Origin of the sequence: Streptomyces sp. CLV115 (genome assembly GCF_038448545.1) — a bacterium.
In the GTDB taxonomy this organism is placed as follows: Bacteria; Actinomycetota; Actinomycetes; order Streptomycetales; family Streptomycetaceae; genus Streptomyces; species Streptomyces sanglieri.
Genome location: NZ_JBCEWQ010000005.1, coordinates 23,431 through 38,145, shown reverse-complemented (window position 1 = coordinate 38,145; position 14,715 = coordinate 23,431). Strand labels below are relative to the sequence as shown.

General features: G+C 71.5%; 14 protein-coding genes. 3 read left to right on the top strand and 11 right to left on the bottom strand.

Annotation, left to right across the window (positions count from 1 at the left end; genetic code table 11):
* Window positions 1-27: 27 nt before the first annotated feature.
* Complete coding sequence (locus tag AADR41_RS03000; protein ID WP_342279799.1) at window positions 28-1,206, bottom strand: glycerophosphodiester phosphodiesterase; 1,179 nt, start codon at window positions 1,204-1,206, stop codon at window positions 28-30.
* Between the two features lie 234 nt (window positions 1,207-1,440).
* On the opposite strand from AADR41_RS03000, the gene AADR41_RS02995 reads away from it, so the two are divergent.
* Complete coding sequence (locus AADR41_RS02995; protein WP_124718788.1) at window positions 1,441-2,112, top strand: lysophospholipid acyltransferase family protein; 672 nt, start codon at window positions 1,441-1,443, stop codon at window positions 2,110-2,112.
* A 121-nt stretch (window positions 2,113-2,233) separates the two neighbouring features.
* Here the strand turns inward: AADR41_RS02995 and AADR41_RS02990 are convergent, their stop codons facing one another.
* The 5 genes from AADR41_RS02990 to argH all read right to left on the bottom strand — a co-directional run bounded on the left by AADR41_RS02990 (window position 2,234) and on the right by argH (window position 7,942).
* Window positions 2,234-3,778: an MFS transporter gene (locus tag AADR41_RS02990; protein ID WP_342279798.1), complete on the bottom strand. Its 1,545-nt coding sequence runs from the start codon at window positions 3,776-3,778 to the stop codon at window positions 2,234-2,236.
* Complete coding sequence (locus AADR41_RS02985; protein ID WP_342279797.1) at window positions 3,775-4,326, bottom strand: TetR/AcrR family transcriptional regulator; 552 nt, start codon at window positions 4,324-4,326, stop codon at window positions 3,775-3,777. Before AADR41_RS02985 ends, AADR41_RS02990 begins: the two co-directional genes overlap by 4 nt.
* Window positions 4,327-4,437: 111 nt before the next feature.
* Window positions 4,438-5,337 (bottom strand): sigma-70 family RNA polymerase sigma factor, encoded by a 900-nt coding sequence (locus AADR41_RS02980; RefSeq protein WP_342279796.1) that lies wholly within the window; start codon window positions 5,335-5,337, stop codon window positions 4,438-4,440.
* 84 nt (window positions 5,338-5,421) lie between these two features.
* The gene (locus AADR41_RS02975; protein ID WP_342279795.1) at window positions 5,422-6,393 is read right to left on the bottom strand and encodes an aldo/keto reductase; all 972 of its coding nucleotides are present in this window, start codon (window positions 6,391-6,393) and stop codon (window positions 5,422-5,424) included.
* Window positions 6,394-6,508: 115 nt separating this feature from the next.
* Window positions 6,509-7,942 carry an argininosuccinate lyase gene (gene argH / locus AADR41_RS02970; protein ID WP_342279794.1) on the bottom strand — a complete coding sequence of 478 codons (1,434 nt, stop codon included), beginning with the start codon at window positions 7,940-7,942 and terminating at the stop codon, window positions 6,509-6,511.
* Window positions 7,943-8,208: 266 nt separating this feature from the next.
* Here argH and AADR41_RS02965 point away from each other — a divergent pair, with 266 nt between their 5' ends.
* Both AADR41_RS02965 and AADR41_RS02960 read left to right on the top strand, forming a co-directional pair.
* The gene (locus AADR41_RS02965; protein WP_342279793.1) at window positions 8,209-8,853 is read left to right on the top strand and encodes a pyridoxamine 5'-phosphate oxidase family protein; all 645 of its coding nucleotides are present in this window, start codon (window positions 8,209-8,211) and stop codon (window positions 8,851-8,853) included.
* Window positions 8,854-8,908: 55 nt separating this feature from the next.
* Window positions 8,909-9,610 carry a L,D-transpeptidase family protein gene (locus AADR41_RS02960; RefSeq protein ID WP_342279792.1) on the top strand — a complete coding sequence of 234 codons (702 nt, stop codon included), beginning with the start codon at window positions 8,909-8,911 and terminating at the stop codon, window positions 9,608-9,610.
* A gap of 24 nt (window positions 9,611-9,634) precedes the next feature.
* On the opposite strand, the gene AADR41_RS02955 is transcribed toward AADR41_RS02960, so the two are convergent.
* From AADR41_RS02955 to argC, 5 genes are read right to left on the bottom strand one after another with little or no spacing between them, the layout of a single operon-like run.
* Complete coding sequence (locus AADR41_RS02955) at window positions 9,635-10,171, bottom strand: arginine repressor (protein ID WP_093541137.1); 537 nt, start codon at window positions 10,169-10,171, stop codon at window positions 9,635-9,637.
* A gap of 10 nt (window positions 10,172-10,181) precedes the next feature.
* Window positions 10,182-11,378, bottom strand: coding sequence for an acetylornithine transaminase (locus AADR41_RS02950; protein ID WP_342279791.1), 1,197 nt, complete (start codon window positions 11,376-11,378; stop codon window positions 10,182-10,184).
* The gene (argB, locus tag AADR41_RS02945) at window positions 11,375-12,289 is read right to left on the bottom strand and encodes an acetylglutamate kinase (protein ID WP_342279790.1); all 915 of its coding nucleotides are present in this window, start codon (window positions 12,287-12,289) and stop codon (window positions 11,375-11,377) included. The genes AADR41_RS02950 and argB overlap by 4 nt, the downstream gene beginning before the upstream one ends.
* Window positions 12,286-13,440 carry a bifunctional glutamate N-acetyltransferase/amino-acid acetyltransferase ArgJ gene (argJ, locus tag AADR41_RS02940; RefSeq protein ID WP_342279789.1) on the bottom strand — a complete coding sequence of 385 codons (1,155 nt, stop codon included), beginning with the start codon at window positions 13,438-13,440 and terminating at the stop codon, window positions 12,286-12,288. Before argJ ends, argB begins: the two co-directional genes overlap by 4 nt.
* On the bottom strand, window positions 13,437-14,465 hold the full coding sequence (gene argC / locus AADR41_RS02935; protein ID WP_342279788.1) for an N-acetyl-gamma-glutamyl-phosphate reductase: 1,029 nt from the start codon (window positions 14,463-14,465) through the stop codon (window positions 13,437-13,439). Before argC ends, argJ begins: the two co-directional genes overlap by 4 nt.
* Window positions 14,466-14,715: the final 250 nt, after the last annotated feature.

Sequence of the window (14,715 nt, the reverse complement as noted above, 5' to 3'; positions counted from 1 at the left end):
CGCCCCGGCCGGGTGCTGACGCGGGTGTCACTTCGCGTTGTGGTCCGCCGCGGCGAGCAGGGCGGTGTCCGGGTTGTCGGAGAAGATTCCGTCGATGCCCGTCGCGAAGTACGCCTGGAACGCGCCGAACGCGTCACCGTAGGCGTTGGGGTCCGTGCCGCGCCGGAAGTCGGCGGGCAGGAAGCTGTTCTCGTTGCGCATGGTGTAGGGGTGCAGGACCAGGCCCTGCGCGTGCGCGTCCCTCACCAGGGTGGTCGGCTCGGTGAGCCGCCCCGCGGAGTCCTTGGGGATGACCAGGTCCAGGGTGGGGCCGATGCCCTGGGCGAAGGAGGCCATCCACTTCAGTCCCGCGGGCTTCACCAGGTCCGCGACGGTGCGCGGGTCGCCGGAGGTGACGAAGTCCCAGGGGCGCTCGCCCGCGCCGGAGAGCAGTACGACGCGCGGGGTGGCGACGAGCCGGGACAGCCGCTGGATGCTGCCGGGCTCGAAGGACTGGAGGATGAGCGGCGACTGCTCGCGGTGCCGGTTGTACCGGCGCAGCAGCTTGGCGAGCGGCTCCTCCAGACCGAGGCCGAGGCCGCGGAAGTAGGTGGGGTGCTTGGTCTCGACGTACAGCCAGACGGGCTTGCCGCGCCTGCGGCCCTCCCGGTCGGCCCAGCGCAGCACCTCCTCGAAGGTGGGGATCTCCCAGCGGCCGTCGTAGAGGGTGTTCTTCTGGCGGGTGCCGGGGATGCGCTCCTTGGCCCGCAGCGTCTTCAGCTCGGCGAGGGTGAAGTCCTCGGTGAACCAGCCGGTGAGGGAGACGCCGTCGACCTTCTTGGTGGTCCTGCGGCTCGCGAACTCGGGGTGCTCGGCGACATCGGTGGTGGCGGTGATGTCGTTCTCGTGACGGCATACGAGATGGCCGTCCCGGGTCGGCACCAGGTCCTGCTCGACCACGTGCGCGCCCATGTCGAGGGCCAGCTGGTAGGAGCCGAGGGTGTGCTCGGGCCGGTAGCCGCTGGTGCCGCGGTGTCCGATGACAGTGGGCACCGGCAGGTCGAGGCGGAAGCCGTGGCCGCCGTGCCGTCCGGAGTCCTTCCCGGCGGTGCTGCCCGCGGCGTCGGCCTGGCCGCCCGCCAGTCCGAGGGCGGCGGTGCCCAGTACGGCGGCTCCGGCTCCCAGCATGGTCCTGCGGCCGGGGCCGGCCTGCGCGCGCTCAGTCATGAATGCTCCTCGCGTGTGATGTCTGGCACCTGTCGGGCGAGGCCCGAGCGTAGGCAGCAGTACCGTCATGGAGGCGGCTCCTGCGCGAACATGGCGCAAACTCACGTCAACGCCACGTATCCGCTCCGTGAACCCGATGTGCGATCCGCGCGCACCCGCGAGTATCGTCCTCACCTGCATGGACCGTCACGATCCCGCACCTCGGCCGGCCCGGCCACTACACCGGAGGAACCGTTGTCCCGACACGCACTCATCAAGGCAGTGCTCGGACCGATCTTGCGCCTCATGTTCCGCCCCCAGGTCGAGGGTGTGGAGAACATCCCCGGGGACGGTCCGGTGATCCTCGCGGGCAACCATCTGACGTTCATCGACTCGATGATCATGCCCATCTGCTGCGACCGGCCGGTGTTCTACATCGGCAAGGACGAGTACGTGACGGGCAAGGGGCTCAAGGGCCGGGCGATGGCCTGGTTCTTCACCGGCTGCGGCATGATCCCGGTGGACCGGGACGGCGGGCGCGGCGGCGTCGCGGCGCTGATGACGGGCCGTCGGGTGCTGGAGGAGGGCAAGGCGTTCGCCATCTACCCCGAGGGCACCCGCTCCCCCGACGGCCGTCTGTACCGGGGTCGTACGGGCATCGCCCGGCTGACGCTGATGACCGGCGCGCCGGTGGTGCCGTTCGCGATGATCGGCACGGACAAGCTGCAGCCCGGCGGGGCCGGACTGCCGCGTCCCGGCAAGGTGACGGTCCGGTTCGGTGAGCCGATGGAGTTCTCCCGCTACGAGGGCATGGACCGCGACCGCTATGTGCTGCGGGCGGTCACCGACTCGGTGATGGCCGAGGTGATGCGGCTGTCCGGTCAGGAGTACGTCGACATGTACGCCACCAAGGCCAAGGCCGCCTGAGCCGACGCGGACAAGCGGCGCGGCGCGGCGCGCCAGGACGACGCGGAAGGGCCCGTACCCCAAAAGATCGTGGGTACGGGCCCTTCCGCCTGCCGTCGTCGCCCCTTCCGGGCCGGGCCGGCTACTGGTGCACGATGCCGTCCTCCAGCTTCTGGCCGCGCAGCAGGAACCAGGCGGCGACGGCCGTCGCCAGCAGGACCGCCGCGCCGACGCCCGCGGCGAGCCCCAGCCCCTCGACGAACGACTCCTGCGCCGCGGAGACCAGCGCCTGCCCCTGCGGGGCCGGCAGACCGTGGGCCGCCTCGACGGCGCCGCCCAGTGATTCGTGGGCCGCGGCCGCGGGGCCCGGCGGGACGCCGTGGGGGGTGTCGAACTTCTGGTAGACGCCGGTGACGATGGAGCCGAGCAGGGCGATACCGAGGGCCGCGCCGAGTTCGTACGCCGTCTCGGAGACCGCGCCGGCGGAGCCCGCCTGCTCCTTGGGGACGCTGGAGAGAATCACGTCGGAGGTGACGGTGAAGGCGAGGCCCGCGCCCACGCCGACGACCAGCAGTACCGCGCCGAGCAGCGGGTACGCGGTCTCCTGGTGGATCAGGGTGACCGCGGCGAGCGCCAGTCCGATGGCCGCGAGGCCGCCGGCCACCACCGAGCGCACCGAGAAGCGGCGGGCCGCCCGGCCCGCGATCAGACCGGCGACGACCGCGCCGACCGCCGCGGGCAGTTCGGCGAGACCGGCCTCCAGCGGCCCCCGTCCCTGGACGAGTTGGAGGAACTGGGAGAGGAAGAAGACCAGTCCGGACAGGCCGAGGATGGTCAGCAGGTCGGCGAGGACGGCGCCGGAGAAGCCCCGGTGGTGGAAGAGCCTCATGTCCAGCAGGGGCGCCGGAAGCGTGAGCTGCCTGCGCACGAACCAGCAGAGTGCGAGCAGACCGCCGATGCCCGCGGCGATGTTCTCCCAGCCCGGGCCGTGTGCCGCGAGTTCCTTGATGGCGTACACGACGCCGATCATGCCGACGAAGGAGAGCGCGACGCTGGCCAGGTCCCAGGGGCCGGGGGCCGGGTTCCTGGACTCGGGGATCATCTTCGCGCCGACGACCACGAGGACCGCCATGACCGGCAGGTTGATCAGGAAGACCGAGCCCCACCAGAAGTGCTCCAGCAGCAGTCCGCCGACCACGGGGCCGACGGCCGCTCCGGCGGAGGCCATCGCTCCCCAGATGCCGATGGCGAGGCTGCGCTCGCGCGGGTCGTGGAAGAGGTTGCGGATCAGGGCGAGGGTGGACGGCATCAGGGTGGCGCCCGCGACACCGAGCAGCGCCCGCGCCAGGATCATCATCTCGGGGGTGTGCGCGTAGGCGTTGAGCACGGAGACCGCGCCGAACGCCGTCGCGCCGCACAGCAGCAGCTTCTTGCGGCCGATGCGGTCGCCGAGGCTGCCCATCGAGACCAGGAGTCCGGCGATGACGAAGGAGTAGACGTCGCCGATCCACAGGAGCTGAGTGCCGGTCGGTTCGAGGTCCTCGGTGAGGAACGGGGTCGCCAGGCCGAGGACGGTGGCGTCGATCGCCACGAGCAGCACCGCGAGGACGAGCACGGACAGGGCGATCCACCGCCCGGGGCGGTGCAGCTCCTCGGGGGATTCCACGCGCTGTTCGATGCGGCTCATTGCTCCACGCTCCGGCGTGCACCGCCGAGCAGCAACTCGACGATCATGTACTGGAAGTCCTGGCTCGCGACCCGGCCGTCCTGGACGGCCCAGGCACCGCCGGAGACGAGCCCGTAGAAGGCCTCGGTCAGCCAGGCGGGGGTGAGGTCGATGCGGAACTCACCGCGTTCCTGGCCCCGTCTGAACAGGGCGGAGACCCGGGCGTCGAGGCGGCTCCAGCCCTCGTTCACCTCTTCGCCCTCGAAGAGCTGGTTCTCGGTGACGAGGAAGGAGAGCAGTCCGGCGCTCGGCTCGACGGCCGCGACCAGTCGGCGCAGCGCCTCCGGCGCGCCGCCCTCGTCGAGGGCGGCGGCGTCCAGAGCCGCTTCGAACTCCTGGATGCCCAGGCTCTCCAATGCTCTGACCAGGGCGTCCCGTCCGGCGAAGTGCCGGTGCAGGGTGGCGCGTCCGATGCCTGCGGCTTTGGCGACCTCGTCCATGGTGGCGGTCGATTTGCGGGTCAGCAGAGCGGCGGCGCTGCGAAGTACCTGCTCACGGTCGAGACTCATGAGACAATTGTAGACCACATGAGACAGTAGCGTCTCAACGGCCGTTCGCCCTGCTCGTCGTTCCAGCGGCTCGTCGACCCCGTCGGTCGTCTCGGCGGCCCGTTCGCCCCGTCAGTCGTCGAGGACCGCCAGATCCAGGCCGGGGAGATGGGACGGGTCGCGGATCACGGACATCTCGACGATCCTGTCCCGGGCCACCGTGAAGATCATGACCGAGAAGCGGTGGCCCTCGCCCGTCGCGATGACGGCCGGTTCCCCGTCGACCAGGGCCCCCCGGGACGACCGCGCGAACGGTGCGAACATCATCGCCTGACGGGCCACGGCCGCCGCACCCCGTACCAGGCCCGGGGCACCGGCACCGTCGGCGCCGATGTCGGACCGCACCACCACGTCCGGATCGAGCACGGTCAGGAGGGCCTCGAATTCACCGTCCCGGGCGGCGGCCAGAAAGGCGTTGACGACCTCGCGCTTGCGGGCGAGATCCGGGTCCGGAACCGGGTCCGCGCCCTGGACCCGGCGCCGCGCCCGGCTGGCAAGCTGCCGCGCCGCCGCCGGGGTACGGTCCACGACACCCGCGATCTCGTCGAACGGCACGGCGAACATGTCGTGCAGCACGAAGGCGAGCCGCTCGGCGGGGTCGAGCGTTTCGAGCACGACGAGCATCGCCAGACCGACCGAGTCGGCCATCAGCGCCTGCTGCTCGGGGTCGGCCTCCGGCCGGCCGCCGAACTCCGGGCCCGGGGCGGTCTCCTCGGGTGCGCCGGCGCCGAGCGGCTCCTCGCGGCGGGAGCGGCGCGAGCGGAGCATGTCCAGGCACACCCGTCCGACGACCGTCGTCAGCCAGCCGCCCAGGTTCTCGATCGCCCGGTCGTCGCTACGGCCGAGCCGGATCCAGGCCTCCTGGACGGCGTCCTCCGCCTCGCTCGTCGAGCCGAGCATCCGGTAGGCCACGGCCTTCAGCCGGCTCCGGTTCTCCTCGAAGCGCTCCGCCAGGAATTCGTGTCCGTCCACAGCCGCATACCTCCGTCGTGTTCCGTCACAGCACTGACGTACAGAACCCCGTCGATGTGACGGACGGCCCGCGCCGCTCCCCGGTCAGCTCCAGCGCAGTCCGGCGCGATGCCGCCAGTAGGCCTCGGGCTCCTCCACCAGCGCGTCGAGCCGGGCCCGCCGCTCCTCGTCGAGACCGACGACGGCCGCGTGCAGGTTTCCGGCGAGCTGGCCGACGGTGGCCGCGCCGGAGAGCACCACCCCGGCCCAGGGCTGGTGCAGCACCAGGGCCAGGGCGACCGCGTCGCTGCCGAGCCCGGCGTCGGCGGCGATCTCCTGGACCACGGCGGGGGCCTCCGTCCCGGCGAGCCGCCCGTTGGCCATGGCCTCCTTGACGATCACGGTGAGTCCGGCGGCATGTGCCTCGGCGAGCGCCGTCCCGGCCGAGGTCTCCAGGGCGTTGTAGGTGGCCTGCACGGTACGGAAGAGCGGCTCGCCGTCCACGGTGACGGTCAGAGCGGCCCGGATCGCGTCGGCCTGGGCGGGCCCGCTGGTGGAGAGGCCGACGCTGACCCCTTCGGCGGCGAGCGCGGCCAGCCGTTCGTGCAGCTCCTTGTCCGTGAGGGCCGGACTGTCGGCGGTGACCGAGTGGATCTGGTAGAGGTCGAGGCGGTCGCCGAGCAGCGCGTCGGTCTCGGCCCGCTGGCGCAGGAACGTGGCGAGGCTGTGGTCCTTGACCTCGTGCGCCTCGGCCTCGACGCTCCAGGCGGCCGTGTAGGTGTAGCCCCATTTGCTGCCGATGACGACGTCGTCCGCCTCGGGGTGGGCCGTCAGCCAGTCGGCCAGGAACTCCTCGGAGCGGCCGTAGGAGCGGGCCGCGTCGAAGTAGCGGACGCCCTGGGCGTAGGCGGCGTCGAGCAGTTCATGGGTGCGGGCGCGCATCGCCTCGACGCTGCGGTCGTCGGGCAGATCGCGGTCGCGGTGGAGATTGATGTAGCCGGGCCTGCCGACCGCCGCCAGGCCGAGCCCGATGTGGGCGGTCGGAGTCGTCGCTGTGGCCAGCCGGGCGAAAGGCATCGTGGAGCTCCTCCTCGGTCGGTGCGCTCCACGTCAACGTAACCCAGCCCGCGGAAACCGGAAGGCGAGGAGCGTACGTACGCTCCCCGCCTTCCGCGCGGTTCCGGCCCCCGGGTCAGTTCTTCGCGGTGGCCCATGCCTGCTGGGTGGCGAGGTCCGACTTCACCTCGGCGAGCTGGACGGCCACGGCCGAAGGGGCCGTGCCGCCGCGGCCGCTGCGGGAGGCGAGCGCGCCGGCCACGTCGAGGACCGTGCGGACCTCGGGGGTGAGGTGCTCGGAGATCTTGGCGAACTGCTCGTCGGTCAGCTCGTCGAGCTCGATGCCGTGCTGCTCGCACTCCTTGACGCACTCACCGGCGACCTCGTGGGCGACCCGGAACGGCACGCCCTGCTTGACCAGCCACTCGGCGATGTCGGTGGCGAGCGAGAAGCCGGCCGGGGCCAGCTCCGCCATGCGCTCGCGGTTGACGGTGAGGGTGGCCATCATTCCGGTGAAGGCGGGCAGCAGGACTTCCAGCTGGTCGCAGGAGTCGAAGACCGGCTCCTTGTCCTCCTGGAGGTCGCGGTTGTACGCGAGCGGGAGCGCCTTCAGCGTGGCCATCAGGCCGGTCAGGTTGCCGATCAGCCGGCCGGACTTGCCGCGGGCCAGCTCGGCGATGTCCGGGTTCTTCTTCTGCGGCATGATCGAGGAGCCGGTGGAGAAGGCGTCGTGCAGGGTGACGAAGGAGAACTCCTTCGTGTTCCAGATGATGACCTCCTCCGCGATCCGGGAGAGGTTCACGCCGATCATCGCGGTGATGAAGGCGAACTCGGCGACGAAGTCGCGGGAGGCCGTTCCGTCGATGGAGTTGGCGACGGAGCCGTGCTCGAAGCCGAGGTCGGCGGCGACCGCCTCCGGGTCGAGGCCGAGGGACGAACCGGCGAGGGCGCCGGAGCCGTACGGCGAGACGGCGGTCCGCTCGTCCCACTGGCGCAGCCGCTCGGCGTCCCGGGACAGGGACTGCACATGGGCCAGGACGTGGTGGGCGAAGAGCACCGGCTGGGCGTGCTGGAGGTGCGTGCGGCCGGGCATCGCGACGTCCGGGTGGGCCTCGGCGAGGCCGACCAGCGCACCCTGGAGGTCGGCGATCAGGCCGCCGATGATCCGGGCGTGGTCGCGCAGGTACATCCGGAAGAGCGTGGCGATCTGGTCGTTGCGGGACCGGCCGGCCCGCAGCTTGCCGCCGAGGTCGGGGCCGAGTCGCTCCAGCAGCCCGCGCTCCAGCGCGGTGTGGACGTCCTCGTCGGCGATGGTGCCGGTGAAGGAGCCGTCGGCGACATCGGCCTCCAGCTGGTCGAGACCGGCGGTCATGCGGCCCAGCTCGTCCTCGGTGAGCAGACCCGCCCTGTTCAGGACACGCGCGTGGGCGCGGGAACCGGCGATGTCGTACGGCGCGAGCCGCCAGTCGAAGTGGACGGAGGCGGACAGCTTGGCCAGTGCCTCGGCCGGACCGTCGGCGAAGCGGGCGCCCCAAAGGCGTACGTCGCTGTTGCCGTTGCCGTTGCTCACTGCGTGCTCCTCGGAAGAACAGGGTGATGGGTGTGCGGCCGTCTCCCCGCGCGGGGCCGGAGAGGCGGTGACGTAACTACTGGGGGTCGGGCGAGGTCACGCTGCGCCGTCGTGCCACCCGAGTGGGTATAACTATGCAGAGCTCCGTATGTTTTGTCAAAGCTGTGCGGTCGGCACGCCGCCTCCCCGCCGGACGCCCCGGGCATCCCGTCCCGCCAGGTGAAATCACCTCGTCGGCGCCGGAGCCGGCGACGACAATGGCAGCCATGGGGAAAACATATGAACGCATCGACGGACGGATCAGGACCTTCATCGAAGAGCAGCACATCTTCTTCACGGCGACGGCGCCCCTGGACGGCGAGGGCACGGTCAACCTCTCCCCCAAGGGCGTCAGCGGTTCGTTCGCCGTGATCGACGAGCTGACCGTGGCCTATCTGGACTTCGCGGGCAGCAATGCCGAGACCGTCGCCCATCTCCGCGAGAACGGCCGGATCACGCTGATGTGGTGCGCCTTCCAGGGGCCGCCGAACATCGTGCGGGTGCACGGCCGCGGCGAGCCGGTCTTCCGGGACGATCCCCGGTTCACCGGGCTGCTCGAACACTTCCCCCGGGTGGATCCCGCCTCCCACGGGCTGCGCGCCGTCGTCGTGGTGCGGGCCGACCTCGTCCGGGACACCTGCGGATTCGCGGTGCCGTTCATGTCGTACGAGGCGGACCGCCCGCTGCACGCCCGGCGCTTCGCCCGCGAGGACGACGCCTCGCTCGGCGCCTACTTCGAGAAGAAGGAGCACATCGCGACGAGCATCGACGGGCTCCCGGGACTGCCGCTCCCGCTGCCGGCCATGCCGCGGGCAGAGCGCGAACCGGCGGACGGGGAACCGGCGGATCGCTGCGAGGCGGACGGGCATTGAGCCGTACGGAGCAGATCCGCGGGTGCCGCCCGGCCGGACGGCCTACCGTCCGGGCATGCGCAGATCCCTGGTGACCCTCTCGGTACTGCTCGCGCTGGCGGGCACCGTCGCGGCCCGGCCCGCCGCCACCCCGCCGCTCCCGGACCGGATGGCCGACACCGGCGGCGGCACCCAGCTGATCACGGCCGAGGCCCCGGCCGAGGACTCCACCACCGGCACCGTCACCTGGTGGACCCGGCGCCGGGGCACCTGGGTGAAGTCCGGGTCCGCCCCCGCCCGTTTCGGTGCGAAGGGCCTGACCGAGGGGGCGTCGCGCGAGCAGGGCACGAACACCACCCCCACCGGTCTGTACGACCTGCCGTACGCCTTCGGCATCGAGCCCGCACCGGCCGGCACCGTCCATCCCTACCGCCGGGTCGGCGACCGCTCGTGGTGGTGCCAGGACAACGCGGCGCGGGCCTACAACCGCTGGGTGGAGCCGCTGCCCGAGGACTGCCGGGCGGGCGAGGCGGAGCATCTGATCGCGTACCCGACGCAGTACGCCCGTGCCCTCGTCATCGGCTTCAACTACGAACGGCCGGTGCGCGGGCGCGGTGCCGGGATCTTCCTCCACGTCAACGGGCCTGGCTCGACCGCCGGTTGCGTCTCCGTACCGGCGGCCGCGATGGACCGGATCCTCCGCTGGGTGGACCCGGTCCGCCGACCGCACATCGCGATCGGTACCGGTTCGGGCCCGACCGCGATCACCCGCTACTGACGCGGTCCGGCCGGCACGGTGCGCTCAGCGCTCGTTCTGCGCCAGCCGCAGCAGATGGTCGGCGAGCGCCTGGCCGCCCGCCGGGTCGCGGCTGATCAGCATCAGGGTGTCGTCACCCGCGATGGTGCCGAGGATGTCGTGCAGTTCGGCCTGGTCGATGGCCGAGGCGAGGAACTGGGCCGCGCCCGGCGGCGTGCGCAGCACCACGAGGTTGGCCGACGCCTCGGCGGAGATGAGCAGTTCGGCGGAGAGCCGCCGCATCCGCTCCTCCTTCGCGGACCCGCCCAGCGGGGCCTGCGGGGTGCGGAATCCGCCCTCGCTCGGCACCGCGTAGATCAGCTCGCCGCCGGTGTTGCGGATCTTCACCGCGCCCAGCTCGTCCAGGTCGCGGGAGAGCGTCGCCTGGGTGACGCTCAGCCCGTCGTCCGCGAGCAGCTTGGCCAGCTGGCTCTGCGAGCGCACCGGCTGCCGGTTCAAAATGTCCACGATCCGGCGGTGGCGTGCGGTGCGGGTCTGCGGCACGGACGGCCCGCCGTGCTCGGTTTCCTGCGCCTCGGTCATCGTCGTCGCCTCATTCTCCGGATCGTCCGTCCCCTTGTGCCGCGTCGAGAGCGCCGGGCAGCGCCCGGAGCAACGCGTCCACTTCCGCGTCGCCGATGATCAGCGGCGGCATGAGCCGCAGGACATCGGGGGCGGGCACGTTCACCAGGAAACCGGCTCCCTGAGCCGCCTGTTGCACCTGGGGTGCGAGCGGCTCGGTGAGCACGATACCCAGCAGCAGTCCGGAGCCCCGGACGTGGGAGACCAGCGGATGGCCGAGGCCCTCCACACCGTCCCGGATCCTCTCGCCGAGCCGCTTCACCCGGTCCAGGACGCCGTCGGCGGCCAGGGTGTCCAGGACGGCGAGACCGGCGGCGCAGGCGATCGGGTTGCCGCCGAACGTCGTGCCGTGCTGGCCCGGCTTCAGCAGCTCGGCCGCCGGGCCGAAGGCGACGGTCGCGCCGATCGGCAGTCCGCCGCCCAGGCCCTTGGCGAGGGTGACGACATCGGGCTCGATGCCCTGGTGGGCCTGGTGCTCGAACCACTGGCCGCAGCGGCCGATGCCGGTCTGCACCTCGTCGAGCACCAGCAGGGTGCCGGTGGCGCGGGTGATCTCCCGGGCGGCCTCCAGATACCCGGCGGGCGGTACGACCACACCGTTCTCGCCCTGGATCGGCTCGATGATCACCAGCGCGGTGTCGGTGGTCACGGCGGCCCGCAGGGCGTCCGCGTCGCCGTACGGGACGTGCGTGACGTCACCGGGCAGCGGAAGGAACGGTTCGCGCTTCTTGGGCTGGCCGGTCAGCGCGAGCGCGCCCATGGTCCGGCCGTGGAAGCCGCCGTCGGTGGCGACCATGTGGGTACGCCCGGTCAGCCGGCCGATCTTGAAGGCGGCCTCGTTGGCCTCGGCGCCGGAGTTGGAGAAGTAGACGCGGCCGGTGCGGCCGAAGAGCTGGAGCAGCCGTTCGGCGAGCGCGACGGGCGGCTCGGCGATGAAGAGATTGGAGACGTGGCCGAGCGAGGCGATCTGGGTGGAGACGGCCTCGACGACCGCGGGGTGGGCGTGGCCCAGCGCGTTCACCGCGATACCGCCGACGAAGTCGACGTACTCGGCGCCGTCGGCGTCCCACACCCGGGCGCCCTCGCCGCGGACCAGGGACAGCGGCGGGGTTCCGTAGTTGTCCATCAGCGCGTGGCCCCAGCGCTGTGCGAGTTCCTGGTTGCTCATGACTCCCCCTGCGCGTCGGGCTGTGCGTCGGGCACGACCATCGTGCCGATTCCTTCGTCGGTGAAGATCTCCAGCAGGATCGAGTGCTGGACCCGGCCGTCGATCACGCGGGCGGTCTCGACACCGTTGCGCACGGCGTGCAGGCAGCCCTGCATCTTCGGCACCATGCCGCTGGACAGCTCGGGCAGCAGCTTCTCCAGCTCGGTGGCGGTGAGCCGGCTGATCACGTCGTCGCTGTTGGGCCAGTCCTCGTAGAGGCCCTCGACGTCGGTGAGGACCATCAGCGTCTCGGCGTTCAGCGCGGCGGCGAGTGCCGCGGCCGCGGTGTCGGCGTTGACGTTGTAGACGTGGTTGTCGTCGGCGGAGCGGGCGATGGAGGAGATGACCGGGATCCGGCCGTCGTCCAGCAGCGCCTGGATCGCCCCGGTGTCGATGGCGGTGATCTCGCCGACCCGGCCGATGTCGACGAGTTCGCCGTCGATGGTCGGCCGGTGCTGGATGGCGGTGATCGTGTGCGCGTCCTCGCCGGTCATGCCGACGGCGAGCGGACCGTGCTGGTTGAGCAGGCCGACGAGTTCGCGCTGGACCTGTCCGGCGAGCACCATCCGTACGACGTCCATCGCCTCGGGCGTGGTGACGCGCAGGCCCGCCTTGAACTCGCTGACCAGGCCCTGCTTGTCGAGCTGGGCGCTGATCTGCGGGCCGCCGCCGTGCACGACGACGGGCTTGAGGCCGGCCTGGCGCAGGAAAACGACGTCCTGGGCGAAGGCGGCCTTCAGCTCGTCGTCGATCATGGCGTTGCCGCCGAACTTGATGACGACGGTCTTGCCGTTGTGCCGGGTCAGCCAGGGCAGGGCCTCGATGAGGATCTGCGCCTTCGGGAGTGCGGTGTGTTTCCGCGCCGCGCTCATGAGCTGTACGCGCTGTTCTCGTGGACGTAGTCCGCGGTGAGGTCGTTGGCCCAGATGACGGCGGACTCGGTGCCGGCGGCGAGATCGGCGGTGATCCTGACCTCGCGGTAGCGCATGTCGACCAGGTCGCGGTCCTCGCCGACGCCGCCGTTCTTGCAGACCCAGACGTCGTTGATGGCGACGTTCAGCTGATCGGGCTCGAAGGCGGCCTTCGTCGTACCGATCGCGGAGAGCACCCGGCCCCAGTTGGGGTCCTCGCCGTGGATGGCGCACTTGAGGAGGTTGTTGCGGGCGATGGAGCGGCCCACCTCGACGGCGTCGTCCTCGGTCGCGGCGTTGACGACCTCGATCCGGATGTCCTTGGAGGCGCCCTCGGCGTCACCGATGAGCTGGCGGGCCAGGTCCGCGCAGACGGTCCGTACGGCCTCGGCGAACTCGCCCTGCCCGGGGGTGATTCCGCTCGCCCCGGAGGCCAGCAGCAGCACGGTGTCGTTGGTCGACATGCAGCCGTCGGAGTCGACCCGGTCGAAGGTGGTACGGGTGGCGGCGCGCAGCGCCGAGTCCAGTCCGGCGGTGTCCACATCGGCGTCGGTGGTGAGGACGACCAGCATGGTGGCGAGGCCCGGGGCGAGCATGCCCGCGCCCTTGGCCATGCCGCCGACGGTCCAGCCCGCGCCGCCCGCGACGGCGGTCTTGTGGACGGTGTCGGTGGTCTTGATCGCGATGGCGGCCTTCTCGCCGCCGTGCTCGCTGAGTGCGGCGGCGGCCGTCTCGATGCCGGGCAGCAGCTTGTCCATCGGGAGCAGCGTGCCGATCAGCCCGGTGGACGCGACCGCGATCTCACCGGCGTTGTGGCCGGTGAGCACCTCGGCGGCCTTCTCGGCGGTGGCGTGGGTGTCCTGGAAGCCCTTGGGGCCCGTACAGGCGTTGGCACCACCGGAGTTGAGGACGACGGCGGTGACCTCGCCGCCCTTGAGCACCTGCTCCGACCAGAGGACGGGGGCGGCCTTGACGCGGTTGGAGGTGAAGACGCCCGCGGCGGCGCGACGCGGACCGTGGTTGACCACGAGGGCCAGGTCCGGGTTACCGCTCTCCTTGATTCCCGCGGCGATGCCCGCCGCGGAGAACCCCTGTGCTGCCGTGACGCTCACGGTGCGACTCCGATCGTGGAAAGACCCGCGTCCTCGGGAAGTCCGAGGGCGATGTTCATGCTCTGCAGGGCGCCGCCGGCGGTGCCCTTGGCGAGGTTGTCGATGGCGCTGATCACGATGATCCGGCCGGCCGCCTCGTCGTGGGCGACCTGGATCTGTACGGCGTTGGAACCGTGGACGGACGCCGTGGCGGGCCACTGGCCCTCGGGGAGGAGCTCGACGAAGGGCTCGTCCGCGAACGCCTTCTCGTACGCGTCGCGGACCGACTCGGCGCTCACGCCGGGCTTCGCCTTCGCGCTGCAGGTGGCAAGGATGCCGCGGGGCATCGGCGCCAGGGTCGGCGTGAAGGAGACGGTGACCGGTTCGCCGGCGGCCGCGCTGAGGTTCTGGATCATCTCGGGGGTGTGCCGGTGGCCCCCGCCGACGCCGTACGGGGACATGTTGCCCATCACCTCGGAGCCGAGGAGATGCGGCTTGGCCGCCTTGCCCGCTCCGGAGGTGCCGGACGCGGCGACGATCACGGCCTCGGGCTCGGCCAGCTGGGCCGCGTACGCCGGGAAGAGCGCGAGCGAGACGGCGGTCGGGTAGCAGCCGGGCACGGCGATACGCTTGGACCCCGCCAGCGCGGCGCGTCCGCCCGGCAGTTCGGGCAGACCGTAGGGCCAGGTGCCCGCGTGCGGAGAACCGTAGAACTTCTCCCAGTCCGCGGCGTCCTTGAGCCGGAAGTCGGCCCCCATGTCGACGACCAGCACCTCGTCACCGAGTTGCTCGGCGACGGCGGCCGACTGTCCGTGCGGGAGGGCGAGGAAGACGACATCGTGCCCGGCGAGGACCTCGGCGGTGGTCGGCTGAAGCACCCGGTCGGCGAGCGGCCGCAGGTGCGGTTGCAGCGCGCCGAGCTTCTGCCCCGCGTTGGAGTTGGCCGTGAGCGCCCCGATCTCGACCTGGGGGTGAACCAGCAGGAGACGGAGCAGCTCCCCACCGGCGTATCCGCTCGCCCCTGCCACTGCCGCACGTACCACCATCGAAACCCTCCTCGTTGATGGCATGACTATACGCATCACTGCACTTTTATGCAAAGCTTTTGGCCTTTGATCAACGGTAGCGCCGCGGCTGGGCGCGCCGCCGGTCCGGAGATATCCACTCACCGGGGATATCCACGCGAGCAGGGGCCACAGGGGCGTGGCAGGCCGGCGCAGTGATCTCCGACTTGCCTGGTTCCTCGCGCACCGGGAAGTCGCACCGGGCGTCGCACAGGATCTGGGGGACGTGGCG

Bases quoted from the DNA above. Each gene is read 5' to 3' on its own strand.
- AADR41_RS03000 (WP_342279799.1), bottom strand. From the start codon at position 1,206: ATGACTGAGCGCGCGCAGGCCGGCCCCGGCCGCAGGACCATGCTGGGA.
- AADR41_RS02990 (WP_342279798.1), bottom strand. From the start codon at position 3,778: ATGAGCCGCATCGAACAGCGCGTGGAATCCCCCGAGGAGCTGCACCGC.
- AADR41_RS02985 (WP_342279797.1), bottom strand. From the start codon at position 4,326: ATGAGTCTCGACCGTGAGCAGGTACTTCGCAGCGCCGCCGCTCTGCTG.
- AADR41_RS02975 (WP_342279795.1), bottom strand. From the start codon at position 6,393: ATGCCTTTCGCCCGGCTGGCCACAGCGACGACTCCGACCGCCCACATC.
- AADR41_RS02965 (WP_342279793.1), top strand. From the start codon at position 8,209: ATGGGGAAAACATATGAACGCATCGACGGACGGATCAGGACCTTCATC.
- AADR41_RS02960 (WP_342279792.1), top strand. From the start codon at position 8,909: ATGCGCAGATCCCTGGTGACCCTCTCGGTACTGCTCGCGCTGGCGGGC.
- AADR41_RS02955 (WP_093541137.1), bottom strand. From the start codon at position 10,171: ATGACCGAGGCGCAGGAAACCGAGCACGGCGGGCCGTCCGTGCCGCAG.
- AADR41_RS02950 (WP_342279791.1), bottom strand. From the start codon at position 11,378: ATGAGCAACCAGGAACTCGCACAGCGCTGGGGCCACGCGCTGATGGAC.
- argB (WP_342279790.1), bottom strand. From the start codon at position 12,289: ATGAGCGCGGCGCGGAAACACACCGCACTCCCGAAGGCGCAGATCCTC.
- argC (WP_342279788.1), bottom strand. From the start codon at position 14,465: ATGGTGGTACGTGCGGCAGTGGCAGGGGCGAGCGGATACGCCGGTGGG.